Source organism: Rubritepida flocculans DSM 14296 (assembly GCF_000425365.1).
Lineage (GTDB): Bacteria > Pseudomonadota > Alphaproteobacteria > Acetobacterales > Acetobacteraceae > Roseococcus > Roseococcus flocculans.
Genome location: NZ_AUDH01000001.1, coordinates 278,661 through 303,521 on the forward strand (window position 1 = coordinate 278,661; position 24,861 = coordinate 303,521).

At 74.6% G+C, this 24,861-nt stretch carries 28 protein-coding genes; 18 read left to right on the plus strand and 10 right to left on the minus strand.

Features of this window, described 5'->3' with window-relative positions:
* Positions 1-42: 42 nt before the first annotated feature.
* The gene (locus tag H596_RS0101345) at positions 43-555 is read right to left on the minus strand and encodes a DinB family protein (protein WP_027283359.1); all 513 of its coding nucleotides are present in this window, start codon (positions 553-555) and stop codon (positions 43-45) included.
* Complete coding sequence (locus tag H596_RS23225; RefSeq protein WP_084602488.1) at positions 552-1,547, minus strand: GNAT family N-acetyltransferase; 996 nt, start codon at positions 1,545-1,547, stop codon at positions 552-554. The genes H596_RS0101345 and H596_RS23225 overlap by 4 nt, the downstream gene beginning before the upstream one ends.
* Before the next feature lie 231 nt (positions 1,548-1,778).
* Here H596_RS23225 and H596_RS0101355 point away from each other — a divergent pair, with 231 nt between their 5' ends.
* The gene (locus tag H596_RS0101355; protein ID WP_027283361.1) at positions 1,779-2,549 is read left to right on the plus strand and encodes an HpcH/HpaI aldolase family protein; all 771 of its coding nucleotides are present in this window, start codon (positions 1,779-1,781) and stop codon (positions 2,547-2,549) included.
* Between the two features lie 19 nt (positions 2,550-2,568).
* Here the strand turns inward: H596_RS0101355 and H596_RS0101360 are convergent, their stop codons facing one another.
* Positions 2,569-3,474 carry a LysR family transcriptional regulator gene (locus H596_RS0101360; protein WP_027283362.1) on the minus strand — a complete coding sequence of 302 codons (906 nt, stop codon included), beginning with the start codon at positions 3,472-3,474 and terminating at the stop codon, positions 2,569-2,571.
* A gap of 156 nt (positions 3,475-3,630) precedes the next feature.
* Here H596_RS0101360 and H596_RS0101365 point away from each other — a divergent pair, with 156 nt between their 5' ends.
* Positions 3,631-3,987 carry a hypothetical protein gene (locus H596_RS0101365; RefSeq protein ID WP_037299497.1) on the plus strand — a complete coding sequence of 119 codons (357 nt, stop codon included), beginning with the start codon at positions 3,631-3,633 and terminating at the stop codon, positions 3,985-3,987.
* A 39-nt stretch (positions 3,988-4,026) separates the two neighbouring features.
* Here H596_RS0101365 and H596_RS0101370 read toward each other — a convergent pair whose 3' ends face one another.
* Together H596_RS0101370 and H596_RS0101375 are read right to left on the minus strand one after the other, a co-directional pair.
* Positions 4,027-5,202: a UxaA family hydrolase gene (locus H596_RS0101370; protein ID WP_027283364.1), complete on the minus strand. Its 1,176-nt coding sequence runs from the start codon at positions 5,200-5,202 to the stop codon at positions 4,027-4,029.
* 14 nt (positions 5,203-5,216) lie between these two features.
* Positions 5,217-5,501, minus strand: coding sequence for a UxaA family hydrolase (locus tag H596_RS0101375; protein WP_027283365.1), 285 nt, complete (start codon positions 5,499-5,501; stop codon positions 5,217-5,219).
* Positions 5,502-5,668: 167 nt separating this feature from the next.
* Here H596_RS0101375 and H596_RS0101380 point away from each other — a divergent pair, with 167 nt between their 5' ends.
* The gene (locus H596_RS0101380; protein ID WP_027283366.1) at positions 5,669-6,871 is read left to right on the plus strand and encodes an SAM-dependent methyltransferase; all 1,203 of its coding nucleotides are present in this window, start codon (positions 5,669-5,671) and stop codon (positions 6,869-6,871) included.
* Here H596_RS0101380 and H596_RS19565 read toward each other — a convergent pair.
* On the minus strand, positions 6,838-7,161 hold the full coding sequence (locus H596_RS19565; RefSeq protein WP_084602492.1) for a DUF1330 domain-containing protein: 324 nt from the start codon (positions 7,159-7,161) through the stop codon (positions 6,838-6,840). The genes H596_RS0101380 and H596_RS19565 overlap by 34 nt on opposite strands.
* A gap of 81 nt (positions 7,162-7,242) precedes the next feature.
* On the opposite strand from H596_RS19565, the gene H596_RS0101390 reads away from it, so the two are divergent.
* Genes H596_RS0101390 through H596_RS0101400 form a run of 3 tightly spaced genes read left to right on the plus strand, consistent with a single transcriptional unit; the run spans position 7,243 to position 9,124 of the window.
* Entirely contained in the window at positions 7,243-8,118 is an 876-nt protein-coding gene (locus tag H596_RS0101390; RefSeq protein WP_027283367.1) for a branched-chain amino acid aminotransferase, read from the plus strand.
* Positions 8,115-8,765 carry an RluA family pseudouridine synthase gene (locus H596_RS0101395; RefSeq protein ID WP_245583926.1) on the plus strand — a complete coding sequence of 217 codons (651 nt, stop codon included), beginning with the start codon at positions 8,115-8,117 and terminating at the stop codon, positions 8,763-8,765. The genes H596_RS0101390 and H596_RS0101395 overlap by 4 nt, the downstream gene beginning before the upstream one ends.
* A complete protein-coding gene (locus H596_RS0101400) occupies positions 8,750-9,124 on the plus strand; it encodes a hypothetical protein (RefSeq protein WP_027283368.1) in 375 nt (124 codons plus the stop codon). The genes H596_RS0101395 and H596_RS0101400 overlap by 16 nt, the downstream gene beginning before the upstream one ends.
* On the opposite strand, the gene H596_RS19570 is transcribed toward H596_RS0101400, so the two are convergent.
* Genes H596_RS19570 through H596_RS19580 form a run of 4 tightly spaced genes read right to left on the minus strand, consistent with a single transcriptional unit; the run spans position 9,109 to position 12,873 of the window.
* A complete protein-coding gene (locus tag H596_RS19570; protein WP_051212228.1) occupies positions 9,109-9,504 on the minus strand; it encodes a hypothetical protein in 396 nt (131 codons plus the stop codon). The two genes, H596_RS0101400 and H596_RS19570, sit on opposite strands and share 16 nt — an antisense overlap.
* On the minus strand, positions 9,501-11,384 hold the full coding sequence (gene pbpC / locus H596_RS19575; RefSeq protein ID WP_051212229.1) for a penicillin-binding protein 1C: 1,884 nt from the start codon (positions 11,382-11,384) through the stop codon (positions 9,501-9,503). Before pbpC ends, H596_RS19570 begins: the two co-directional genes overlap by 4 nt.
* Positions 11,385-11,416: 32 nt before the next feature.
* Positions 11,417-12,391 (minus strand): quinone oxidoreductase family protein, encoded by a 975-nt coding sequence (locus H596_RS0101415; RefSeq protein ID WP_027283369.1) that lies wholly within the window; start codon positions 12,389-12,391, stop codon positions 11,417-11,419.
* On the minus strand, positions 12,388-12,873 hold the full coding sequence (locus H596_RS19580) for a methylated-DNA--[protein]-cysteine S-methyltransferase (protein WP_037299501.1): 486 nt from the start codon (positions 12,871-12,873) through the stop codon (positions 12,388-12,390). Before H596_RS19580 ends, H596_RS0101415 begins: the two co-directional genes overlap by 4 nt.
* 118 nt (positions 12,874-12,991) lie before the next feature.
* Here H596_RS19580 and H596_RS23700 point away from each other — a divergent pair, with 118 nt between their 5' ends.
* The 12 genes from H596_RS23700 to H596_RS0101480 all read left to right on the plus strand — a co-directional run bounded on the left by H596_RS23700 (position 12,992) and on the right by H596_RS0101480 (position 24,858).
* Positions 12,992-13,345, plus strand: coding sequence for a (2Fe-2S) ferredoxin domain-containing protein (locus H596_RS23700; protein WP_027283370.1), 354 nt, complete (start codon positions 12,992-12,994; stop codon positions 13,343-13,345).
* Positions 13,346-13,401: 56 nt separating this feature from the next.
* The gene (gene mnmE, locus H596_RS0101430; RefSeq protein ID WP_245583936.1) at positions 13,402-14,640 is read left to right on the plus strand and encodes a tRNA uridine-5-carboxymethylaminomethyl(34) synthesis GTPase MnmE; all 1,239 of its coding nucleotides are present in this window, start codon (positions 13,402-13,404) and stop codon (positions 14,638-14,640) included.
* Between the two features lie 78 nt (positions 14,641-14,718).
* On the plus strand, positions 14,719-15,699 hold the full coding sequence (locus tag H596_RS0101435) for a tripartite tricarboxylate transporter substrate binding protein (RefSeq protein ID WP_027283372.1): 981 nt from the start codon (positions 14,719-14,721) through the stop codon (positions 15,697-15,699).
* A gap of 41 nt (positions 15,700-15,740) precedes the next feature.
* A complete protein-coding gene (mnmG, locus tag H596_RS0101440) occupies positions 15,741-17,618 on the plus strand; it encodes a tRNA uridine-5-carboxymethylaminomethyl(34) synthesis enzyme MnmG (RefSeq protein ID WP_027283373.1) in 1,878 nt (625 codons plus the stop codon).
* On the plus strand, positions 17,605-18,216 hold the full coding sequence (gene rsmG / locus H596_RS0101445) for a 16S rRNA (guanine(527)-N(7))-methyltransferase RsmG (RefSeq protein WP_027283374.1): 612 nt from the start codon (positions 17,605-17,607) through the stop codon (positions 18,214-18,216). Before mnmG ends, rsmG begins: the two co-directional genes overlap by 14 nt.
* Positions 18,203-19,021: a ParA family protein gene (locus H596_RS0101450; RefSeq protein ID WP_027283375.1), complete on the plus strand. Its 819-nt coding sequence runs from the start codon at positions 18,203-18,205 to the stop codon at positions 19,019-19,021. The genes rsmG and H596_RS0101450 overlap by 14 nt, the downstream gene beginning before the upstream one ends.
* A complete protein-coding gene (locus tag H596_RS0101455) occupies positions 19,018-19,863 on the plus strand; it encodes a ParB/RepB/Spo0J family partition protein (RefSeq protein ID WP_027283376.1) in 846 nt (281 codons plus the stop codon). The genes H596_RS0101450 and H596_RS0101455 overlap by 4 nt, the downstream gene beginning before the upstream one ends.
* A 143-nt stretch (positions 19,864-20,006) precedes the next feature.
* Positions 20,007-20,990 (plus strand): tripartite tricarboxylate transporter substrate binding protein, encoded by a 984-nt coding sequence (locus H596_RS0101460; protein ID WP_037299504.1) that lies wholly within the window; start codon positions 20,007-20,009, stop codon positions 20,988-20,990.
* Between the two features lie 165 nt (positions 20,991-21,155).
* Positions 21,156-22,169 carry an Ldh family oxidoreductase gene (locus H596_RS0101465; RefSeq protein ID WP_037299507.1) on the plus strand — a complete coding sequence of 338 codons (1,014 nt, stop codon included), beginning with the start codon at positions 21,156-21,158 and terminating at the stop codon, positions 22,167-22,169.
* Complete coding sequence (locus H596_RS0101470; RefSeq protein WP_027283379.1) at positions 22,162-22,935, plus strand: TrmH family RNA methyltransferase; 774 nt, start codon at positions 22,162-22,164, stop codon at positions 22,933-22,935. Before H596_RS0101465 ends, H596_RS0101470 begins: the two co-directional genes overlap by 8 nt.
* A gap of 34 nt (positions 22,936-22,969) precedes the next feature.
* Positions 22,970-24,070, plus strand: a complete 1,101-nt coding sequence (locus tag H596_RS0101475) for an ABC transporter permease (RefSeq protein WP_027283380.1) — start codon at positions 22,970-22,972, stop codon at positions 24,068-24,070.
* Positions 24,070-24,858, plus strand: coding sequence for an ABC transporter ATP-binding protein (locus tag H596_RS0101480; RefSeq protein WP_037299509.1), 789 nt, complete (start codon positions 24,070-24,072; stop codon positions 24,856-24,858). The genes H596_RS0101475 and H596_RS0101480 overlap by 1 nt, the downstream gene beginning before the upstream one ends.
* The last annotated feature ends 3 nt before the right edge of the window (positions 24,859-24,861 follow it).

Here is a 24,861-nt window from a genome sequence, read left to right on the forward strand (position 1 = left end):
GTCAGATAAGGGAGGGGGCGGCCGCGCAACAAGCCGCGCCCCCTACCAGGCGCGGTCGGGGATCACCCAGGGCAGGTCCGTGTCCCCCGGCGCGGCGCCGAGGCGGGTGAGCATGGCGTGGGCCTGGCCGCGATGGTGCGTCTGGTGGTTGAACATGTGCGCGACGCAGAGCCAGCGCGGCTTCGTCATCTCGCGCCGCGCGGCCCCGCTGAACCAGGTGAGCTCGCCCTCCAGATCGCGCGGCGAGAGCGCCGCGGCCCAGGCCTCGATGCGCGCGTCGTCCTCGGCGCGGGCGGCGCTGAGCGTGGTCCAGTCCTCGATCATACGCGGGCTCTCGGGGATGCCCTGGCTCGGCCGCTCCCAGCCGGCGAAGCGGTGCATCCAGACGCGATCGCCCCAGAGGATGTGGCAGAGCGTGCCGTGCAGCGAGTTGAAGAAGCCGCCGAGGTCGAGCCGCCGGGCGGCATCCTCCAGCGCGCCGGCGCAGCGGTAGAGGCGGCGGTTCATCTCGCTGTTGTAGGCCGCCATGGCGCGGCAATAGGCCGGGGTGATCAAGCCATGGGCTCCTTCCAGAAGAACACGGTGGCGTGGGGCGCGCCGGTCTCGTCCAGCGCGAAGCCCGGAATCTCGCCCGCGCGCCGCCAGCCGAGGCGGGTGTAGAGCCGTTCTGCCGCGTCGCCCTTGCGGGTGTCCAGCACCAGCAGGCGGCGGCCGAGGCGGTGGGCGGCCTGCTCGGCGCGGCGCATCAGCGCCTCGCCCACGCCCTTGCGGCGATGCGCGGGATCCACCAGCAGCTTCGCCACATCGGCGCGGTGGCTCTGGTTCTCCGGCATGTCGAGCTGGAGCTGCACGGTGCCGACCAGCGCGCCATCGCACCAGGCGGCGAGCAGCAGCGCGTGGTTCTGCGCCACCTCGGCGCTGACCTTCTTCCAGAAGGCGCGCGCGCGCTCCTTCGCCAGCGGCCTGAGGAAGGAGACGCTCGCCCCCGCCTCCACGCAGGCGATCAGGATCTCGGAGAGGCGGCGCTCGGCGCTGGCGGCCGCGGCGGCGTCCAGCGCCTCCACCACCAGGCCGCGGGCGGGCTTGGCGTAGCGGAACTCGAGGGATTTCGAGAGGTCGTCCAGGATGCGGATGGCGCCCTGCCGCACATAGCCGGCCTTTTCGTAGAAGGCGTGCGCGGCCTCGAAGCGCGTGTCGGTCCAGAGGACGAGGCGCTGCGCCCCCTCGGCGCGGGCATGCGCCTCGGCCGCGCCGAGCAGCGCCTGGGCGAGGCCCGTGCCGCGCGCCTCCCGCGCCACGTAGAGGCGGCAGATCTCGAAGGCTCCGTCCTCGCGCATCGGGCGGGTGGCGACCATGCCGCGCCCCTGCGCCTCCAGCCAGATCCGCCCGCCGAGCCGCGCGAAATGCGTGGCCAGCGCGCGCAGCTCCGGCAGCTCGGCGTCCACGTCGAAGACGATGCCGGGATACTCGGCCCAGGCGGAGCCGATCAGGCGGATGTAGGTCTCGGCGTCGGCGTCGGTGCCGGGGCGCAGGGCGAACTCGCTCATCGCGGGCAGAGTGCCGCCGCGCGCGCGGCGCGTCCATGCGGGGGCGGGGCATGGGCGGGCGGCGGCGGGGCTGCTAGCCTCGCGTGCCGGCGGCCGCCGGGTTCGACTCGCGAGAGGGCGGAGCGGCCGCTGGCAAGAGTTCCAGGCGCGCAGCCGCCGCACCGGCCCTGCGCGCGAGACGGGCGGCGCGGCGCGCCGCCCGGATGGGTTCCCAGGCAAGGAGGAAGCGCGGTGCCGAACAGGGTCAAGGAAGCGTGGCAGGCGGGCAAGGCGGTGGTGAATGGCTGGCTGGCCATTCCCAACGCCTTCACGGCGGAGCTCTACAGCCAGTGCGGCTGGGACAGCGTGACGGTGGACATGCAGCACGGCGTGCAGGACTACCTCTCCTGCGTGGCGTGCTTCCAGGGCATCGCCGCCTCGGGCTCGGGAGCCACGCCCATGGTGCGCGTGCCGTGGAACGAGCCGGGCATCATCGGCAAGGTGCTGGACGCGGGAGCCTATGGCGTGATCTGCCCCATGGTGAACACGCCGGCCGAGGCGGCGGCGCTGGTGCAGTACAGCAAGTATCCGCCGCGCGGCACGCGCTCCAACGGGCCCATCCGGGCGGGGGCCTATGGCAGCGCCGGCGCCTATCAGCAGACGGCGAACGACGAGATCCTCGTCATCCCCATGATCGAGACGAAGCAGGCGGTGGAGAACATCGAGGCCATCCTCGACGTGCCGGGCATCGACGGCATCTACATCGGCCCCTCGGACCTCTCCTTCAGCTACGGGCTGACGCCGAAGCTGGACGTGGAGGACCCCTTCATCCTCGGCATCTACGAGAAGCTGCTGAAGGAGACGGGAAGGCGCGGCATCGCGGCGGGGCTGCACAACGGCACGCCGGAATACGCGCAGCGGATGATCGGGATGGGCTTCAAGCTCGTCACCATCGCCAACGAGGTGGGGCTGATGGTGGCGGCGGCGAAGAACGCCGTGAAGGTGGCGCGCGGCGGGGGCTGATGCGGCCGGCGGCGGGGCGTCAGCGCGCGGGCCGGCGGCCGAAGCGCGCGCGCAGCCCCGCCACCAGCGCGTCATAGACGAGGCGCAGCCGGCGGGAGTGCCGCATGTCCGGGTGCGCGGCGACCCAGACGGGAAAACGCTCCAGCACCCAGCCGGGGAGGACGCGCAGCAGCCCGCTCTCCTCCTCCGCCTCCACGATCGGCAGCGCGCCGATGCCGATGCCCGCGCGCAGCGCGCCCTGTTGCGAGAGGCGGCTGTCGGTGCGGAAGACGAAGCGCGCCTTCATCTCGCGCAGCCCCAGCCGTTCGACCAGCGCGAGGCCCACGGCCTCCGCATCGGGGCCGATGAGGCGATGATCCGCCAGGGCCCGGCGATCAGCGGGCAGGCCATGGCGGGCGGCGTAGGCCCGGGCCGCATAGAGGCCGATCTCCAGGCTGCCGACGCGCTGGGCGATCAGCCCCTCCTGCCCGGGCCGGGCAAGGCGTACCGCGATGTCGGCGTCGCGGCGGATCAGGTTCTCGGTCTGGTTGGTGGCGGAGAGTTCGATGTCGATCTCGGGATGCTCTGCCATCAGCCCGGCGAGAAGCGGCGGGATGGCGGTGGGGCCGAGGGATTCGGGCACGGTGACGCGCACCGTGCCGGCGGCGGTCTCGACATGCGTCAGCAGGGCGGCGGCGAGGCGGCTGCCGGCCTCGTCCATGGCCCGGGCGTGCTCGGCCAGGGCCAGGGCGCGGGGGGTGGGGCGCAGCCCCTTGGGCAGCCGGTCGAACAGCGCCTCGCCCACCTGCTCCTCCAGGGCGCGGATTTGCCGGCCGAGGGTGGGCTGGGTCTGGCCCAGGGCACGGGCGGCGGCGGAGAGGCTGCCCAGGCCGAGCACCGCGATGAAGGCGCGCAGCAGGCTCCAATCCAGGTCGCGGTCGCTCATGGCGTGCAGTCTGGCAGAACCAACCCCCGGTTGGCCATGCATCCGTGCATGGCCGGTGAAGGGGTTTGCGGAATGTCGCGCGGGGGGCAGCGGGCGCATCTCCAGCGCACCGGGAGCGGGCATGGGGCCCGCCCCGACGACGAACAGGAGCCTGTCATGATGGGCATGCGTCGCACCGCGCTGGCCGCCAGCCTTCTTCTCCTCGCCGCCGGCCAGGGGGCCCTGGCCGATCCGGCCTATCCGCGCCTGGTGGGCGGGGCGGAGGAGATGCGGGTGGAATACGAGCCCGGCGCGCCGGCCGGCAATGTGGTCGGCGGCGGGGCCGCCACGCTGCGGGTGGGCGAGAACGGCAAGGCGAACATGGAGTATCTGGACCCGCACTTCGCACAGCGCCCGCTGGAGGGGCGCGTGCCGGTGCTGACCGGCGGGCAGGACGGCCTCTCGGTCGTCTATCTGGACCAGCCGGCGGCGCCGGTGCACCGCGCCGCGCGGCCGGCCGCCCCGCGGGGCTGAGAGAGGGGGCGGGGGGCGAGGCTCCCCCGCCCGCCCAGATCAGGCGCTCTCGTAGAGGCGCGTGAGCGAGAACTCGCGGTGGCCGAGGAGTTCGGCCGCCGTGAGTTCCCCATCGGCGGTGCGCAGCATGCAGTCGAGCAGCGCCTCGCCCGCCTCGTCCATGTTCATCTTCTTCTGCAGCAGCCCGGTCACGTCCACGTCGATGTGCTCGGACATGGTGCGCTGGGTGCGCGGATTCGCGGTGATCTTGATGACGGGCAGGATCGGGTTGCCGATCACGTTGCCCTGGCCCGTCGGGAAGAAGTGGACCGCATAGCCCGAGGCCGCGCAGAGCGTGACCATCTCGGCGGCGGCGGAGCTGCTGTCCATGAACCACAGGCCCGGATGCGTCGGCGCCTCGGCCTTGTCGAGCACGCCGTCCACCAGGCACTTCTTGCCGATCTTCTGGATGTTGCCGAGCGCCTTCTCCTCGATGGTGGTCAGGCCCCCCTCGATGTTGCCCTTGGTGGGCTGGCTCTCGCTGAGGTCGTTGGTCTTGTTCGCCTCGATCACCCGCTGGTAGCGGTCGAACATCGCCATGAACTTCTCGCGGATTTCGGGCGTGCGGCAGCGCGCGGCGACGAGGTGTTCGCCGCCGGTGAGTTCGCTGGTTTCGCCGAAGACCAGCGTGTTGCCGTTCTCCCAGAGCTTGTCGAAGGCGTTGCCGACGGTGGGGCAGGAGGCGAGACCCGAGGTGGTGTCGCTCTCGCCGCACTTGGTGCTGACCCAGAGCTCCACCACATCCGCCTTGGTCTTCTTCAGGCGGGAGGCGTGCTTCACCATCTTGTAGGCGGCGCGCGAGGCGTTGGCGATGGTGTTGATGTCGCCGTTCTGCTCGATGGCGAAGCCCTCGACAGGCTTGCCCGATTTCGCGATGCCCTCGACGACGCGCCCGGTCCAGCCCGGTTCGATGCCGATGACCACAACGGCCGCGACGTTCGGGTTGCAGCCCGTGCCGATCAGGGTGCGGAAGTGCAGCTCGAGGTCCGCGCCGAACTGCAGGCGGCCATAGGCGTGCGGGATCGCCATGGCGCCCTTGATGTTGTTCGCCACCGCCTCGGCGGCGGCGTTGGAGAGATCGTCCACCGGCAGGATGATGACGTGGTTGCGCACGCCCATCCGGCCGTTCTCGCGCCGCCAGCCCTCGAAGCCGGCCGTCTTCAGGTTGATGCCCATCTGGCGCGTTCCCCTTACCAGCGCTTGGTCTTGACGTTGTGGACGTGCAGGTGCTCGCCGGGCTGGATGTCGGCGATGGCGCGGCCGATGTCCACGCCGTACTTGATGATGGTGTCGCCCGCCTTGATGGGCTTGATGGCCAGCTTGTGGCCGATCGGGATGTCCGACTTCGCGTCGAACTCGATCATGCGGTCCTGGTCCATGATCCAGCCGTTGATGCGGTTGGAGGCCTTCAGCCCCTCCACCACCACCACGCCGACGCTGTCGCCCTCGTCATGGACGACGAAATGGATCGTCACGGCCGCTCCTCCTCTCGTTGCCTGGGCCCTGTCCTAGACCGGATCGGGCGCGGGCGGAATGCGGCCGGGCGCAGGGCCCTGGATTCGCAGGGGGCGGCTTCCTACCTCCTGCGGCGAGAGGGGCGGGCCGCCGCGCGCGGGCCCGCCGGGCCGCGAGGGAGGCCGGGATGCTCGAGACCGTGCTGCGACGCTTCATCCGCCAGGGCAGCCTGCTGGTGCGCTGGCCGGACGGCCGGGAGGCCCGATTCGGCGATGGCGAGGGGCCAGGCGGGGGGCTGTGGCTGCGCACGCCCCGCGCCGTGCGGCGCCTGCTGCTGGACCCCGCGCTTGCGCTCGGCGAGCTCTACATGGACGGCGAGGTGGAGCCCATCGAGGGCAGCCTGCATGACCTCCTGATGGTGCTGACGCTCAACCAGGCGGAGGGCGACCCCGGCCTTGGCGCGGTGATGGAACGGCTGCGCCGCGGGCTTCGCCGGCTCGCGCAGTTCAATCCGGCCGGCCGGGCGCGGCGCAACGTGGCGCACCATTACGACCTGGACGCGCGGGTGTATCGGCGCTTCCTCGACGCCGACATGCAGTATTCCTGCGCCTATTTTCCCACAGGGCGCGAGACGCTGGAGGAGGCGCAGCGCGCCAAGAAGCGGCACATCGCGGCGAAGCTGCGGCTGGATCGGCCGGGGCTCGAGGTGCTCGACATCGGCTCCGGCTGGGGCGGCCTCGCGCTGCATCTCGCGCGCGAGCATGGCGCGCGCGTGACGGGCATCACCCTCTCGCAGGAGCAGCTCGAGGCCGCGCGGGCGCGGGCCGAGGCCGAGGGGCTCTCCGGGCGCGTGCGCTTCGAGCTGCTGGACTACCGCGCCTGGGACCGGCCGGTGGACCGCATCGTGTCGGTGGGCATGGTCGAGCATGTCGGACTCAACCATTTCCGCAGCTATTTCGGCGCCATCGCGCGCTGGCTGCGCGAGGACGGGGTGGCGCTGGTGCATGGCATCGGGCGGAGCGGCGGGCCGGGCACGACGAATCCCTGGCTCGCGAAATACATCTTTCCCGGCGGCTATTCTCCCGCGCTCTCGGAGGTGGTGCCGGCGGTGGAGCGCAGCGGGCTGTGGATCACCGACATCGAGGTGCTGCGCCTGCACTACGCGATGACCATCGCCGAATGGCGCGCGCGCTTCGCCGCGCACCGCGACGAGATCCGCGCGCTGCACGACGAGCGCTTCTGCCGGATGTTCGAGTTTTATCTCTCCGGCTGCGAATGCGCCTTCCGGCACGGCGGGCACATGGTCTGGCAGATGCAGCTCGCGCGGCGGGTGGACGCGCTGCCGCTGACGCGGGACTACATGGCGGAGGCCGAGCGGGCGCTGGCCTGAGCCTCTGTCGGCCCACCCCCTCCACCAGGGCGAGGCTGCCCTCCGACGCGGCGCAGCGCCAGAAGCCCGGCGTATTCGGGCGCGTGGGAGAAGGCCTCGGCGGCGGCCATGTCGGGGAAGCGCCGGATCGCGAGGCGGTCGAAGGGCGGGCCTTCCTTCTGCGTCACGGCCCCGCCGCGCATCAGGAACTCCCCGCCGAAGCGGGCCACCAGCGGGGCCACCCCGGCGCGATGCTCCTGGTAGCGCGCGGGGTCCGTCACGGGGAGGTGGGCGATGAGATAGGCGGGCATGGCGGCTCCCCGGGGGCGAGGGGTTCATGGCGGGCGAGGAGCGTGGCACAACCCTTCGCCTTGGCACAGGAGAGCGGGGCGATGGCCGGCGTCTATTGGTATGCGGGCGAGTGGTTCGACGAGGAGCCGAAAATCCTCGGGCCCATGGACCATGCCTTCTGGCTCGGCTCCGTCATCTTCGACGGGGCGCGGGCCATCGAGGGCTGGGCGCCGGACCTCGATCGCCACTGCGCGCGCGCCATCCGCTCGGCGAAGGTGATGGGCATGAAGCCGGGCCTCGACGCCGCGCAAATCCAGGCGCTGTGCGAGGAGGGCATCCGCCGCATGGGGCCGAAGGCGGTGCTCTATGTCCGGCCGATGTTCTTCATCCGCAAGGGGCTCGGCGCGGCGCGCCCCGATCCGGACAGCACGGATTTCATCCTCTCGCTCTACGATTCGCCGCTGCCGGCCTGGGCGGGCTTCTCGGCCATGCTGGCGCCCTTCCGCCGCCCGGCGACCGACATGGCGCCGACCGACGCCAAGGCCGCCTGCCTCTACCCCAACGGCGCGCGCGCCACCGCCTGGGCCGTGGAGCGCGGCGCCGACATGGCGGTGATGTGCGACGTGGCGGGCAACATCGCGGAGTTCGCGAGCTCCAACCTCTGGGCCGTGATCGACGGCGTGGCGGTGACGCCGGCGGTGAATCACACCTTCCTCAACGGCATCACGCGCCAGCGCGTGCTGGCGCTGTTCCGCGAGAACGGCGTGCCCGTGGAGGAGCGCGCTCTGCGGCCGGAGGAGCTGGAGGGGGCGAGCGAGATCTTCTCCACCGGCAACTACGCGAAGGTGCAGCCCTGCTCGCGCTACAACGGGCGCGCGCTGCCCATCGGGCCGGTGGCGACGAAGGCGCGCGACCTCTACTTCGCCTGGATGCGCGCGCAGCCGCGGGTGGTGGGCGAGGCGCAGGCGGCGGAGTGACCGCCGCCCCCCGCGTGCTGCATGAGGACGCGGAGGTGCTCATCCTCGACAAGCCCGCGGGGCTGCCCGTGCATCGCGGCCCGCGCGGAGGGCCCTCGCTGGAGGACTGGCTGCCCGCCCTGCGCGGCGGCAAGCGCCCCCTGCCGCAGCCGGCGCATCGCCTCGACGCGGACACGGCGGGCTGCCTCGCGCTGGGCCGCACCAGGCCGGCGCTGGCCGCGCTCGGCCGCCTCTTCGCCGAGGGGCGCGCGGAGAAGACCTACTGGGCCGTGCTGCGCGGCGAACTGCCCGGCGATCAGGGCGAGCTGGACGCGCCGCTCGCGAAACTCAGCACCCGCGAGGCGGGCTGGCGCATGGTGGTGCGCGCCGATGGCCAGCCCGCGCGCACGCTCTGGCGCGTGATGGGCCGCGCGCCGGGGCTGACGGCGGTGGAGCTCTCGCCGCGCACCGGGCGCACGCATCAGCTCCGCGCGCACATGGCGCATCTGGGCGCGCCCATTCTCGGCGACGCGCGCTATGGCGGGGGCGAGGGCGCGCTGCATCTGCTGGCGCGGCGGCTGGTGCTGCCGCTCGAGCCGGTGCGGCGGGCGGAGGCCCCGGTGCCGGCCCACATGCAGGCGGCGCTGGCGCGATGCGGCGTGCGCTGATCCTCGCCGCGCTCGCGCCGCTGCTCCTCGCGCAATCGGGGCTGCCGCGGGCGCAGTGCGACTACGGCGCGGGGCGCGAGGCGCTGCGCGAGGCGGAGCGGATGGCCCGCGCCGCACCCGCGGATCTGCTGGAGGGGCGCGAGCGGGGCGAGCTTCTGACGGCGCGGCTGCGCGCGGCGGTGACGCTGTTCCTGGGCTGCGGCTGCCCGATGCTGGCCGAGAGCGTGGCCGAGGCCGCGGGCCTCGCGGCGCAGCTCCCGGCCGAGGCGGAACTCGCGCGCATGGCGCGGGGCTATGAGGCGCTGCGCTGGCGCATCGCCCTGGCGCGCGAACGCATGGAGCGTCAGGCCTGCCGCTGACCCCCGCCGCGCAGGGCGGGAATGGCGGCGAAGAGGAGATAGCCGGCCAGCGTCACCGCGCCCTCGCGCGTGCGGAACTGCGCGCCCCATTCGGCCAGGGTGAAGCCGCGCAGGGCGAGCCCCAGCGCGAACTCCAGCATCAGCAGGAAGCCCAGCGCCGCCAGCCCGGCGCGCAGCCGCGCCAGCCCGGGCGGAAGGCGGCGCATCAGGCGCGGCGCGACCCACCAGCAGAAGGCCAGCATCACGGGCAGCTCCAGCAGCAGCGCCGCGAGGCGGCCGATCTGCGGCGCGAGAAGGAATTCGCGCAGCGGGCCGAGCAGGAAGCCAAGCGCGAAGGCGAGGCCGGTGTAGGCCAGGGCGGCCCGGGCTTCCTGGCTCATCGCACCCGCACCTCGCTGCGCGCAGCCGCGCCCTCCGCGTCCAGCACGGTGATGCGGTAGAAGCCGGGGCCGGGCGGGGTCCAGGCGAGTTCGCGCCGCGCCGGATCGCCCGGCAGGGGCGCGCCATTGACCAGGAAGGTGAGGGGGCGTTGCCCGCCCTGGGCGCGCAGCACCACGCGCCCCCCCTCCTCCAGCACCGCGCCGGGCGGGGGGAAGGCGAGGCGCAGCGGATCGCTGAGCGGGGCGGCGGATGGCGGGGGCGCGCGCAGCGGCAGGGGGGCGAGCGGGGCCGCGGGCAGCAGCGCGAAGACCTGCGCGAGCACGGGCAGGGCGAGCCGTGCGCCCGTCGCTCCGGGGATGGGCGTGCCGTCCGGCCGGCCCACCCAGACGCCCACGACATGGCGCGCGTCCATCCCCAGCGCCCAGGCGTCGCGCCCGCCCCAGCTCGTGCCGGTCTTCCAGGCGATGCCGGGCGGGCCGCCCTGGGGGAAGCCCTGGACGAGCAGGCGGGTGGTCAGCGCGGCGGCGCGGCGGTCGATCACGCCATCCCCGCCGCGGCCGAGCAGCGCGTAGAGGGCCACCATCTCGCGCAGCGTCAGCCCCGCGCCGCCGAGCGCCAGCGGCAGGGCGGGGGCGGCGCCGGGGGGCAGGCGGGGCGGCGCGCCGGCGGCCTTCATCACCGAGGCGAGGCGCAGCGGCCCCAGCTCGTTCAGCAGCGCCACGGCGGGCTGGTTGAGCGAGAGGCGCAGCGCATCGGCCACGCGCAGCCGGCCCTGGAAGGCGCGGTCGTAGTTCTCCGGCGCGTAGTCGCCGAAGCGGCGGGGCAGGTCGTCCAGCAGGGTCTCGGGCGTGACCGTGCCGCTCTCGAAGGCCAGCGCATAGACCAGCGGCTTGAGCGCGGAGCCGGGCGAGCGCACCGCGCGGGTGAGGTCGAGCGCCCCGGCGCGGGCGGGGTCCATCCAGGCGCCGCCGAACAGGGCGCGCGGCTCGCCGGTCGCGAGATCGGCCACCATGATCGCGAGGGAGGCGTGCTCGGGCAGGCGGGCGAGCGCCTCGCGCGCCCGGGCCTCCACGCCGCGCTGGAGGTCGAGATCGAGGGTGGTGGGGCCTTGCCGCACCTCCCGCGCGTGATGGGCGGCGTGGCGCGGGAAGGGCTGGCGCTGGCGCGGCACATCGCCGGCCAGGGCCAGGTCGGCGGGGCTGGCCACGCCGGGGGCGCGGGCGCGCAGCACGGCCTCGCGCGCGGCGCGGGCGGCCTCGGGGTGGCGGTCGGGGCGGGTGGCCTCGGGGCGGCGGGCCAGGGCGACGAGCAGGGCGGATTCGGCCAGGTCCAGCGCCGCGGCGGGGCGGCCGAACCAGGCGAGCGCCCCGGCGCGCATCCCCTCGATGTTGCCGCCCTGCGGGGCGAGGGTGAGCCAGATCTCCAGCACCCCGCGCTTGCCGAGCCGCCATTCGAGCTGCAGGGCGCGGGCGATCTCGATGGCCTTGCTGCGGAGCGTCCGGGGCCGGGGCTCGAGCAGCCGGGCCGCCTGCATGGAGAGGGTGGAGCCGCCGGAGACGACTCGCCCCGTCCGCGCCCACTGCCAGGCGGCGCGGGCGAGGGCCAGCGGGTCCACGCCCGGGTGGCGGTGGAAGCGGCGGTCCTCGGCGGCGATCAGCAGGGCGAGGAGCTCGGGCGGCACATCCTCGGCCGTGGTGCGCAGCCGCCAGACGCCGCCCGGCGCGGGCCAGAGGGCGAGGAGGCGGCCGTCGCGCGCCGTGACCTCGCGCGCGCGCGCCTCGAGGCGCGAGAGATCGGGCGGGAAGGCGCGGTCGAGGGCGAAGGCGGCGGCCGCCAGCGCCGCGAGGCCCGCGAGGGAGAGGAGGAGGAGCCGCCGCACCGGGGAAGGCTAGCGCGGCCCCGCCCCTGGCGTCACGGCAGCAGGATGGTGCTGCCCGTGGTCTTGCGCGCTTCCAGGTCGCGGTGGGCCTGGGCGGCGTCCTTCAGCGCATAGCGCTGGTTCACGTTGATCTTCACCGCGCCGGAGCCCACCACGTCGAAGAGATCCTTCGCCACGGCGAGAAGGTCCTCGCGCTTCGTGGTGTAGGAGGCGAGGGTGGGGCGGGTGAGGTAGAGCGAGCCCTTTGCGGCGAGGATGCCGATGTCCAGCGGCGGCACGGGGCCGGAGGCGTTGCCGAAGCTCACCATCATGCCCAGCGGGCGCAGGCAGTCGAGCGAGGCGAGGAAGGTATCCTTCCCCACGCTGTCATAGACCACGGGCAGCATCGCCCCGCCGGTGATCTTCTTCACCGCGGCGGGCAGATCCTCGCCGGCCAGCACGACATGGTCGGCGCCGTGGGCGCGGGCGAGTTCGGCCTTCTCCGGCGTCGAGACGGTGCCGATGACGGTGCAGCCCAGGTGCTTGGCCCATTGCACCATGATCAGCCCCACGCCGCCGGCCGCGGCGTGGATGAGGATCGTCTCGCCCGGCTTCACCCGGTAGGTGGTGCGCAGCAGGTATTGCGCCGTCATGCCCTGGAGCATCATGGCGGCGGCGAGTTCGAGCGGGATGTTCTCGGGCACGGGCACGAGGCGATCGGCCTTCAGGGTGCGGGCCTCGGCATAGGCGCCCACGGGGCCGGTGGCGTAGGCCACGCGATCCCCCACCGCGACTTCGGTGACGCCCTCGCCGATGGCCTCGACGACGCCCGCGCCCTCCATGCCGAGCACGGCGGGCAGGGCGGGCAGCTTGTAGAGGCCGGTGCGGAAATAGACGTCGATGTAGTTCAGCCCCACGGCGTGGTGGCGCACCAGCGCCTCGCCCGGCTTGGGAGCCGGAAGGGGCACCTCCTCCCAGCGCATCTTCTCCGGGCCGCCATGTTCGTGGATGCGGATGGCGTGGTTCATGGGGCGTGGATTCCTGGTTCCGGCTGGTGCTGGGAGAGGGCGCGCGCCTCGTGCGCGAGGAGGAAGCGCTTGGTGTCCGTCCCGCCCTCGCCCGAATAGCCGCCGAGCGAGCCGTCGGCGGCCACGACGCGGTGGCAGGGGATGAGGATGGGCAGCGGGTTGCGGCCATTGGCCTGGCCCACCGCGCGCGGGGCGGAGGCGATCTCGCGCGCGATCTCGGCGTAGCTGCGGGTCTGGCCCGGCGGGATGCGGGCGAGCGCGGCCCAGACGCGGCGCTGATAGGGCGTGCCGCGGGGCGCGAGCGGAAGCTGGAAGCTGAGGCGGCGGCCGTCGAAATAGTCGTGCAGCTGGTCCCGCGCCTCGCGCAGCAGGGGCGTGGGCGTCTGGTCGCGCCCGCGGCCCCAGTCGAGGGCGACGAGGGCGCCGTCCTCCTCGGAGAGCGTGATGTCGCCGAGCGGCGTCATCAGCGAGAGTTGCGGCATGGCTCCTGCGTTCCCACGGCGGCAGGGATGCAGCACCCGAGGGGGGCGGGCGTCAAGCCGGGCCTGGGCGCGGGGCGGCGGGGCCTCTACATGCGGGGCGCAGAACAAGGAGCCGCCCATGGCCGAGGCCGACCCCCCGCCCTTCTACACCGCGCATGTCTTCGTCTGCTGCAACCGCCGGCCCGAGGGGCACCGGCGCGGGAGCTGCGCGGCGCGGGGCAGCGAGGCGCTGCGCGACTACATGAAGGCGCGCGCGAAGGAGCTGGGGCTGCCGGGCGTACGGGTGAACATGGCCGGCTGCCTGGACCGCTGCGAGTTCGGGCCCGCCATCGTCATCTACCCCGAGGGCATTTGGTACCGGGCCGAGACGCGCGAGGACGTGGACGAAATCCTGACCGCGCATCTCGTGCAGGGCGGCCGCGCGCGGCGCCTGATGCTGACGGAAAAGGACGTGCCCCCGGCCAAGGCGTGACGGGCGGGACGATCTTCGCCCTCGCCTCCGGCCCGGGGCGGGCGGCGGTGGCGGTGATGCGGCTCTCGGGGCCCGAGACGGGGCGGCTGCTGGAGGCGCTGGCTGGGCCCCTGCCCGCGCCGCGCCGCGCCAGCCTGCGCCGCCTGCGCCAGGGCGGCGAGGTGCTGGACCGCGCCCTGGTGCTCTGGTTCCCGGCCCCCGCCTCCTACACGGGCGAGGATGCGGCGGAGCTGCACCTGCATGGCGGGCCGGCGGTGGTGGCCGCCGTCGCCGAGGCGCTCGCCGGGCTCGGCGCGCGCCCGGCCGAGCCCGGGGAGTTCACGCGCCGCGCCTTCCAGCACGGCAGGCTCGACCTGACCGAGGCGGAGGGGATCGCCGATCTGATCGCCGCCGAGACCGAGGCGCAGCGGCGCCAGGCGCTGCGCCAGGCGGAGGGCGGGCTCTCGGCGCGGCTCTCGGCCTGGGCGACGGCGCTGACGCGGCTGCTGGCGCGGCAGGAGGCCTTCATCGAGTTCGAGGAGGAGGATCTGCCGGCCGACCTCGACGCGCGGGTGGCGGCGGAGGCGGCGGCACTGCGCGGCGAGATGGCGGCGCTGCTCGCCGAGGGCGGGCGGGGGGAGCGGCTGCGCGAGGGGGTGGCGGTGGCCATCCTCGGCGCGCCGAATGCGGGCAAATCCTCGCTGCTCAACGCGCTGGCGGGGCGGGAGGCGGCCATCGTCTCGGCCCGGGCGGGCACGACGCGCGATGTGGTGGAGGTGCGCCTTGTCCTGGCCGGCGTGCCGGTGACGCTGGCGGACACGGCCGGGCTGCGCGAGACGGCGGACGAGATCGAGGCGGAAGGGGTGCGCCGGGCGCTGGCCCGCGCCGAGGCGGCGGAGCTGCGTCTGCTCGTCTTTCCCGCCGATGCGCCGCCGGATGCCGCCACACTTGCCCTGCGCGGCCCGGGGGCGCTGGTGGTGGGCAGCAAGGCCGATCTGGGGCCGCCCGTGGTGGAGGGGGCGCTCGCCGTCTCGACCCGCACGGGCGAGGGGATGGCGGCGCTGCGGGCGGCGCTGGAGGCCGAGGTGGCGGCGCGGGCGGGGCTGGCGGCGGAAGCCGGCCTCACCCGCCCGCGCCACCGCGCGGCGCTCGGCGAGGCGGTGCAGTGGCTCGCCCGGCTGGAGGAGGCGCCCCTGCCCGAGCTGCGGGCCGAGGCGCTGCGCGGGGCGCTGGCGGCGCTGGGGCGCCTGACCGGGCGGGTCGGGGTCGAGGCGGTGCTCGATGTGGTGTTCGGGGAGTTCTGCATCGGCAAATAGGGGCCGGCCGCGCGATCCTGCTTGATGGCGGCGCGCGGCGGCGCGAGGCTTCGGGCAATCGACACGGGAGAGAACGCCATGCCCCCTCGCCTGCCGCGCCGCGCGGCCCTTGCCCTGCCCGGCCTGCTGGCCGCGCCCGCCCTGGCCCAGCCGGCCTGGCCCGACCGGCCGATCACCATGATCGTGCCCTTCCCGCCCGGCGGCACGCCCGACATCGGCGCGCGGCTGATGGCGCCGAAGATGAGCGAGTTCCTGGGCCAGCCCGTGACGGTGGAGAACCGTGCGGGGGCGGGGGCCACCATCGGCACCCGCGCCGTGGTGCAGGCGCGGCCCGACGGGCACACGGTGCTGATGGGCTCGATCTCCTTCCTCACCTCGCCGCTGACCATGCGGCCCATGCCCTATGACCCGGTGGCGGATCTGCGGGTGGTGAGCCTCGTCTCCACCTCGCCCTACATCCTCGTGGTGCGGGCGGATGCGCCGCCGCGCGACATCGCGGGCTTCCATGCCTGGACGCGGGCGGAGGGCGCGCGGCTGAACTACGGCTCGGCCGGGGTGGGCACGCCGCTGCACCTGGGCGGGGAGCTCTACAAGATGATGATGGGCGTGGACCTGACCCATGTGCCCTATCGCGGCAGCGGCCCGGCGCTGACGGCGCTGCTGGCGGGCGAGGTGAACATGGTCTTCGCCGATGTGCCCGGCGCCTCCGGCCACATCCGCGCCGGCACGGTGCGGGCGCTGGCGGCGATGACCGAGACGCGCATCGCCCAGTTCCCGGAGGTGCCGACCATGGCGGAGAGCGACCGGCGCCTCGCGGGCTATGACGTGTACACCTGGGCGATGCTGGTGGCCCCCAAGGCCACCCCGGACGGGCCGGTGCGCCGGCTGCACGAGGCCGCGATCCGCGCCGCCCGCGCCGAGGATGTGGCGCGGCGCTTCGCGGAGCTGGGCTTCGACTATGTGGGCTCGGGCCCGGCGGACGGGGATGCGCGCCTCGCCCGCGAGGCGGTGAAGTGGCGCGAGGTGATCGAGCGCGGGAACATCCGGGCGGAAGGCTGACCCCTCCCGCTCGGCCCGCCGGGCCTGCTACACGCCCGGCCATGTTCGATGCGGTGTTCGACGTGGTGGTGGTGGGCGGCGGGCATGCCGGCTGCGAGGCGGCTGCCGCCGCGGCGCGGGTGGGCGCGCGCACCCTGCTGCTGACGCATGACCCGGCGAAGCTCGGCGAGATGTCCTGCAACCCGGCCATCGGGGGCATCGGCAAGGGGCATCTGGTGCGCGAGGTGGACGCGCTGGACGGGCTGATGGGCCGCGCGGCGGATGCTGCGGGCATCCACTTCAAGCTGCTCAATCGTTCCAAGGGGCCGGCGGTGCGGGGCCCGCGCGCCCAGGCGGACCGCAAGCTCTACCGCCAGGCGGTGCAGGCGCTGCTGGCCGCCACGCCGGGGCTGACCATCTGGGGCGAGGCCGCGGAGGATCTTCTCCTCGGGGCGGGGCGGGTGGAGGGGGTACTCACCGCCGCCGGGCGGCGCGTGGGCTGCGGGGCCGTGGTGATCACCACGGGCACCTTCCTGCGCGGCGTGATCCACATCGGCGAGAGGCGCATCCCGGCCGGGCGCGTGGGAGAGGCCCCGGCGGTCGGGCTGGCGCTGGCGCTGGAGCGGCTGGGTCTTCCCCTCGCGCGGCTCAAGACCGGCACGCCCCCGCGCCTCGATGGCCGGAGCATCGACTGGGCCGCGCTGGAGGCCCAGCCCGGCGATGCGGCGCCCGAGCCCCTCTCCTGGATGACGGAGCGCATCAGCAACCCGCAGGTCAGTTGCGCCATCACCCACACCACGGCCCGCACCCACGAGATCATCCGCGGCAGCCTGCACCTCTCGGCCGTCTATGGCGGGCGGATTGAGGGGGTGGGCCCGCGCTACTGCCCCTCGGTGGAGGACAAGGTGGTGCGCTTCGCCGACAAGCCGCGCCACCAGATCTTCCTGGAGCCGGAGGGGCTGGACGACGACACGGTGTACCCCAACGGCATCTCCACCAGCCTGCCGGAGGAGGTGCAGGCCGCGCTGGTGGCGAGCATTCCCGGGCTGGAGCGGGCGCGCATCCTTCGGCCGGGCTACGCCATCGAGTACGACCATGTGGACCCGCGCGCCCTCTGGCCCACCCTTGAATGCCGCGCCGTCGCGGGGTTGTTCCTGGCGGGCCAGATCAACGGCACCACCGGCTATGAGGAGGCCGCGGCGCAGGGCGTGCTGGCCGGGGTGAACGCGGCCCATGCCGCCGCGCGCGGCGCCCCTCCTGCCGTGCTGACGCGCGCCGAGGCCTATATGGGCGTGCTGGTGGACGACCTGACGCTGCATGGCGTGAGCGAACCCTACCGGATGCTCACCGCACGGTCTGAATACCGGCTCTCGCTGCGCGCCGACAATGCGGGCATGCGGCTGACGGAGAAGGGCATCGCCTGGGGCGTGGTGGGCGGGGCGCGGGCCGCCGCGCACCGGGCCTTCGCCGCCGCCGCGGAAGCGGCGATCGCGCGCGCCCGCGCCGAGGGGGCGACGCCCGCCGCCTACGCCGCCGCCGGCGTGCCGGTGAACGCCGATGGGCGCTGGCGCAGCCTGTTCGAGGCGCTGTCCCTGCCCTCGGCGGAGGTCGAGGCGCTGGCGACGCTCTTCCCCTGGCTGCGCGGGCTTCCGCCGCGCGTGCTCGCCCATCTGGAGGCGGAGGCGCTCTACGCCCCCTATCTCGCCCGGCATGAGAGCGAGCGCGCGTTGCTGGCGCGGGAGGAGGCGCTGCCCATCCCGCCGGACCTGGACTTCGCGGCCATCGCGGGCCTCTCCAACGAGATGAGGGACCGCCTCTCCCGCGCGCGGCCGGCCACGCTCGGGGGCGCGGGGCGGCTTCCGGGCGTGACGCCGGCGGCCGTTGCGGCGCTGGCCGTCCATCTGCGGCGCCGCGCGGGTGTTTCACGTGAAACAGCGTGAGCCTCTGCCCGAGGCCCCTGTTTCACGTGAAACAGAGACGCGGCTGAGGGCCTATCTCGACCTCCTGCTCGCCTGGAACGCGCGGATCAACCTGATCGCCCCCGCCACCGAGGCCACGGCCTGGGAGCGCCATGTGCTCGACTCCTGGCAGCTCCTGCCCCTTCTGCCGGCGCGCGGCGCGCTGGTCGATCTCGGCTCCGGCGGCGGGTTGCCGGGGCTGGTGCTGGCCATCGGCCGGACGGAGGAGACGCATCTGGTGGAGAGCGACCGGCGCAAGGCGGCCTTCCTGCTGGAGGCCGCGCGCACCCTCGGCCTCGCGCATGTGCGGGTGCAACCGCAGCGAATCGAGGCGGCACGCCTGCCGAAGGCCGCGGTGGTGACGGCGCGCGCGCTGGCGCCGCTCGAGCTGCTCGTCGCGCAAGCCCATGGAATCCTGGCCCCTGGCGGGGTGGCCGTCTTTCCGAAGGGCCGCCAGGCGGAGGATGAGTTGACGGCGGCCGCGCCGCATTGGTTTATGCGCGTCGAGCGCTTCGCGAGCCGCACGGACGCGGAGGCCACCATCTTCCGCCTCAGCGAGATCCGCCCTGCCGGTGCCTGACCCCGCCCCGCCCCGCATCCTGGCCCTGGCGAACCAGAAGGGCGGCGTCGGCAAGACGACGACGGCGGTGAACCTCGCCGCCGCCCTCGCTGCGCGCCAGAAGGTGCTGCTGCTCGATCTCGACCCCCAGGGCAACGCCTCCACCGGCCTCGGCGTGCCGCGCGCCGAGCGCGGGGCGGGCAGCTATGCGCTCCTCATCGACGGCCGGCCGCTGGCGGAGGTGATCCGCGCCACGACCATCCCCAACCTCCACCTCGTCCCGGCCGATCAGGATCTCGCCGGCGCGGAGCTGGAGCTGGCGGACCTCGCGCGGCGGGAGAGCCGCCTCAAGACGGCCCTGGAGGCCGGCGCCCCCGCGCTGAAGGGGGTGGACTGGGTGCTGCTCGACTGCCCCCCCTCCCTCGGCCTGCTCACCCTGAACGCGCTGGTCGCGGCGGAAGCCGTGCTCGTGCCGCTGCAGACGGAGTTCTACGCGCTGGAGGGCGTCTCGCAGATCGTCCAGACGCTGGAGCGCGTGCGCGCCGCCTTCAATCCGGCGCTGCGCCTGGAGGGCATCGTGCTGACCATGTACGACCGGCGCAACAACCTCTCCGAGGCGGTGGAGGCCGACGTCCGCGCCTTCTTCCAGGACCGTGTGTACGACACGGTGATCCCCCGCAACGTGCGCGTCTCGGAAGCGCCCTCGCACGGGCTGCCGGTCACGCATTACGACCCGCGCTCCCCGGGGGCCGAGGCCTATGCCCGGCTGGCCGCGGAGTTCCTGCGCCGCCACCGGGCGCGGCAGCGACAGGAGGCCCGGGCATGAGCAAGCCGCCCGCACTGGGCCGCGGCCTGTCCGCGCTGCTCGGGGATGCCGCCGCCGCCGCGCCGGGCGCGCCGGGGCTGCGCCATCTGCCGGTGGGGAGCCTGGAGCCCGGCCCCTTCCAGCCACGTGTGGCCATGGACGAGGCGGCGCTGAACGAGTTGGCGGCCTCCGTGCGGGAGCATGGCGTGCTGCAGCCCTTGCTGGTGCGGCCGCTGAAGGGCGGCAACGGCCAGCGCTGGCAGATCATCGGCGGCGAGCGCCGCTGGCGCGCCGCCCAAGCCGCCGGGCTGCACGAGGTGCCCGCCCTGGTGCGCGAGTTGAGCGACCGCGAGGCGATGGCGGCCGGCCTGGTCGAGAACCTCCAGCGCCAGGATCTGAACCCGCTGGAGGAGGCCGAGGGCTACCACCGCCTCACCGAGCAGTTCGGCCTCACCCAGGAGGCGCTGGCGCGCGCCGTCGGCAAGAGCCGCCCGCATGTGGCGAACACGCTGCGCCTGCTCAACCTGCCCGAGCCCGTGCGCGAGCTGCTGCGCTCCGGCGCGCTGACGGCGGGCCACGCGCGCCCGCTGCTGGGCGCGAAGGATCCGGTGGCCCTCGCCCAGCAGATCGTGGACAAGGGGATGAGCGTGCGCCAGGCCGAGGCGCTGGTCGCCGTGCGGAACATCCCGCCCGCGCCGCGCGCGCCCAAGGCGGATGCCGAGACGCGCGCCATGGAGCGGCGGATCACCGCCCATCTCGGCCTCAAGGTCGCCATCCGGCACGGCCGCCGCGGCGGCCAGGTGGTGATCTCCTACAAGGATCTCGACCAGCTCGACGGGCTCGTGCGCCTTCTCACGCGCTGATCGCAGCCCAGGGAGGGCTGCGGGCCATGCCCGCCGCCGCCTTTGCCGCCTGCCCACGCCGGGCTTGAGCCCCGGCTGCCCAGGCTGCCATGCTGCGGCATCGAAGGCGCGGCAGCGCGACCGCGCCCGCAGGAGGAAACCGCATGCCCATTCGCCGCCGCGCCGCCCTTGCCGCGCCGCTTCTCGCCCTGCCCCCGCTCGCCGGGCCGCGCCGGGTACGCGCGCAGTCCTTCCCCGACCGGCCGGTGCGCTACATCGTCCCCTTCGCCCCGGCGGGGCTGACCGACATCATGGCCCGGCTCGTCGCCCAGCGCCTCGGCGAGACCTGGAATCGCCCCGTGGTGGTGGAGAACCGCGCCGGCGGCAACGCGATGATCGGCGCGGACGCCGCAGCGAAATCCCCGCCCGACGGGCACACGCTGCTCGCCATCACCCTCACCCATGCGGTGAACGTCTCGCTCTTCCCCAACGCGCCCTATGACCTGATGCGCGATTTCGTGCCGATCTCGGTCCTCGGCTCCCTGCCGCTCGTGGTGGCCGTGCCGGCCGCCGCACCCTACCGCACCCTGGCCAAGTTCCTCGCCGCGGCGCGCACGCGCAACATGAACGCCGGCTCCTCCGGCAACGGCTCCCCGCCGCATCTGGGGCTGGAGCTGGTGCGCCGGGCGGCCGGGGCGGGGGCCAACATCACCCATGTCTCCTATCGCGGCGGCGCGCCCGCGGTGACGGATCTCGTCGCCGGCAACCTCGACTTCATCGTGTCGAACCTGCCGGAATGCCTCTCCCAGCTCCAGGCGGGGCGGCTGCGCGGCCTCGCCATCACCGGGGCGCAGCGCCACCGCCTCGTTCCCGACATCCCGACCGTGGCCGAGGCGGGGCAGCCCGGCCTCGCCATGACGAACTGGACGGCGATGCTGACCAACAGCGCGGTGCCGCGCGCCATCCTGGCGGAGATCAGCCGCGCTACCCAGGCCGCCCTGCGCGACCCCGAGACGCGGCGTCGCGCGGAGGAGGGCGGGTTCGATGTCCTGGCATGGGACATGGACCGCTCCCTCGCCTTCATGACGGAGGAGGTGGCCCGCTGGGGCCGTCTGGTCCGCGAGGCGCAAATCCGTCCGGACGCCTGACGCCGCCCTGGGGCTCGCCGAACCTGTCGCGCGCTGGGTTCGAGCCGCCCAACACGGCGTGCCGCGTTGGGTGGTGGCAACCCTGAGCGGGATAGGGGCGGCATGCGGGGGCGCCCGCATCGGGGGTGGTTGGTCATCGCCGCCGAAGCTGCTTGAAAGGCCGGTATGACCGACACCGCACGCCTGTCCCTCGCGGCCGCCGAAGCCCTCGCCGCGCGCGCCCTGGCCGCGGCCGGGGCCAATCCCGAGATGGCGCGGCTCACCGCCGCCGCCCTCGTCGCCGCCGAGGCCGAAGGCCAGGGCGGCCACGGCCTCTCGCGCGTGGCGATGTATGCCGGCTTCCTGCGCGAGGGCCGCGCGAAGGGCGAGGCCAGGCCGCGCCTCGCGGCCGAGCGCGGCGGCGCGGCGCTGGTGGATGCGGGCGATGGCCTGGCCTACCCCGCCCTCGCGCTGGCGGAGGCCGAGGCGGCGCGCCGCGCCCGGGCGCATGGCGTCAGCTTCGTCGCGGTGGCCAACAGCCACCACGCGGGGGCCATGTCCCTGCCGGTGCGGCGGCTGGCGGGCCAGGGGCTGGTGGCGCTCGCCTTCACCAACTCGCCCGCCGCCATGCCGGTGCCGGGCGGCCGCCGGCCGCTGCTCGGCACCAATCCGGTCGCCGCCGCCTTCCCGCGCCGCGCCGCGCCGCCCCTGCTGGTGGACCTCGCCCTCTCCGAGGTCGCGCGCGGGCGCATCATGGTCGCGGCGAAGCAGGGCCGGCCCATCCCCGCGGGCTGGGCGCTCGACGCCGAGGGCAACCCCACCACCGACCCCCAGGCGGCGCTGGGCGGGGCGATGCTCGCCATCGGCGGCGCGAAGGGGGCCGCGCTGGCGCTGGTGGTGGAGCTGCTCTGCGTCGCGCTGGGCGGCGCGGGTTTCGCCTTCGAGGCGGACAGCTTCTTCGCCCCCTCGCCCAACCCGCCGCGGCTCGGCCACGCGCTGCTGGCGGTGGACCCGGGCGCGCTGGCGGGCCGCGAGGCCTTCCTCGATCGGATGGAGGCGATGGTGAAGGCCATGCTCGGCGATGCCGGGGTGCGCCTGCCCGGGGCCCGGCGCGAGGCGCTGCGCGAGGCCGCGCGGCGCGAGGGCCTCGCCCTCCCTCCCCCCCTTCTGGCGGAACTCGAGGCGCTGGCCGGTGAGTGACCCGCCGCCGCCGCGCCGGCCCGAACTCCAGCGCATCTGCGGCCTGAATGCCGTGCGCGCCCTGTTCCTGCGCCGTCCCGAGGCGGTGGTGCGCCTGCACTACACGGCCGATCGCCGGCCCGTGGCCGGCCCGCTCTGCCGCTACCTCGCGCGCCACCGCAAGGCCTACCGCGAGGGGCCGGAGGAGGAGCTGGCGCGCATCGCCGGCACCCCGCACCATGGCGGCCTCGTGGCGCTGGCCGAGGAGCGCAAGGCCCAGCCGCTGCCGAGCCCGCCGCCCCCCGTGCTCTTCGCCGCACCCGTGCTGCCGGTGCTGGACGGCATCGGCAACCCGCACAACCTGGGCGCCATCGCGCGCAGCGCCGCCTTCTTCGGCGCGAAGGCGCTGCTGCTCTCCGACGATCCGCGCCAGGCCGACCTCAGCGACGCCGCCTACCGCACGGCCGAGGGCGCGCTCGAGCATCTCGCCGTGTTCCGGGCCGAGCACCTGCCCACCCTTCTGCGCCGCCTCTCCGGCCAGCTCCTGGTCACGGCGGCGGTGGCCAGCGGCGGTGCGCCGCCCGAGGCGCTGCCGCGCCGCAAACCCATCGCCCTCGTGCTCGGCAACGAGGAACGCGGCCCCTCGCCCGAGGTGCTGGCGGCCTGCGAGGCGCGGGTCACCCTGGCCGGCTCGGGGCTGGTGGAGAGCCTCAACGTCGCCGCCGCCACCGCGGTGCTGCTGCACGCGCTGACGCGCCCGGCCTCGCCCGGCGGCGAGGGCGGTTGAAACCCGCCGCCGGCCCCAGGCATCCTGCCCCGCGATGAGCGCCGCCCCCTTCCGCGTCGAGACCACCGAGGGCAAGCCGCGCCTGAGCTTCGCCGGCCCGCTGCGCACCGAACAGGCGGCCGCCCTGTGGCAGGCGGCGCATCGCGCCCGTCCCCGCGGCGACGCCCTGCTTCTGGACGCCGGCGAGGTGACGGAGCTGGACTCCGCCGGGGCGGCGCTGCTCGTCTCCCTCGCGGGCGATGGGGTCGAATGGATCGAACCCCGCGCGGAGGCGGCGCGGGCGGCGCTCGCCCGCTTCCGCCAGGGTCTCGGCGCCCCCCGCCCGCCCGCCCCGCGCAACGGATTCCGCCCGGTGAGCGCGGTGGGCGGGGCGGTGCTCGGCACGCTCGCCGCCTGGCGGGAGAAGCTCGCCTTCCTGGGCGAGACCACGCTGGCGGGGCTGCGCCTGATCCCCCGCCCCTGGGCCCTGCGCTGGGCCGAGGTGCAGCGCCACCTGGACGAGGCCGGCACCCGCGCCGTGCCGCTCTGCGTGCTGCTCGGCACGCTGATCGGGGTGATCCTCGCCTTCCAGTCCTCCATCCCGATGCGGCGTTTCGGCGCCGAGATCTTCATCCCCCAGCTCGTGGGCATCTCGCTCACGCGCGAGCTGGGGCCGCTGCTCGGCGCGGTCATCCTCGCCGGCCGCACCGGCTCCGCCTACGCGGCGGAGCTCGGCACCATGCGGGTGAACGAGGAGGTGGACGCGCTGCGCATCATGGGCCTCGACCCCGTGGCCTGGCTCGTGCTGCCGCGCATCGTCGCGGCCATGCTCGTCATGCCGGTGATCGCGCTGGTGATGAGCTTCACCGGCCTCATCGGCATGGCGATCGTGATGGCGACGCTGGGCTTTCCGCCCCCCGCCGTCACGGCGCAGCTCGTGCAGTGGATGGACCTCGAGGATCTGGCGGGCGGGCTCGGCAAGGCGGCGGCCTTCGGGCTGGCCATCGGCTACATCGGCTGCCGCGCCGGCCTCTCGGCGGGCAACGGCCCGCGCGCGGTGGGCGATGCGGCCACCGCCGCCGTGGTGGGCGGCATCATCGCGCTGGTGGTGCTGGACGGCATCTTCGCCGTGCTGTTCTTCCGGCTGGGCTGGTGATGGGCGCGCCGGCCGGGGCGGAGGCCGTGATCACGGCCGAAGGGGTGGCGATGCGCTTCGGCGCGCGCACCGTCTTCCGCGACGTGAGCTTCTCGGTGCGGCGCGGCGAGGTGTTCGTCATTCTCGGCGGCTCGGGCTGCGGCAAATCCACGCTGCTCAAGCTGCTCATCGGCCTCCATCCGCCGAGCGCGGGGCGCATCGCGGTGCTGGGGGCGGAGTGGGGGGATCTCGGCGGCGCGGCGCGCCGCGCCCTCCTGCGCCGCATCGGGGTGATGTGGCAGTCGGGCGCGCTGCTCGGCTCGCTCACCCTCGCCGAGAACGTGATGCTCCCGATCGAGGCGCACACCACCCTGCCCGAGGAGGCGCGCCGGCTCATCGCGCTCTCCAAGCTCGGCCTCGTCGGCCTCGGCGACGCGGCGGACCGGCTGCCGGCCGAGATTTCGGGCGGCATGATGAAGCGCGCCGGCATCGCGCGCGCCATGGCCCTCGACCCCGAAATCCTGTTCCTGGACGAGCCCTCGGCGGGGCTCGATCCCATCACCTCGGCCGGGCTCGATGCGCTTATCCTCTCGCTTGCGCGGCAGACCGGCACCACCTTCGTGGTGGTGACGCACGAGCTGCAATCCATTCTCGCCATCGGGGACCGCTGCATCATGCTGGACAAGGAGGCGCAGGGCCTCATCGCGGAAGGGGACCCCAAGGCGCTGCGCGAGAGCGCGACGCACCCCGTGGTGCGCGCCTTCTTCCGGCGGGAGGCCCCCGCCGAAGCCGGTGCGGCGGGAGGCTGAGCC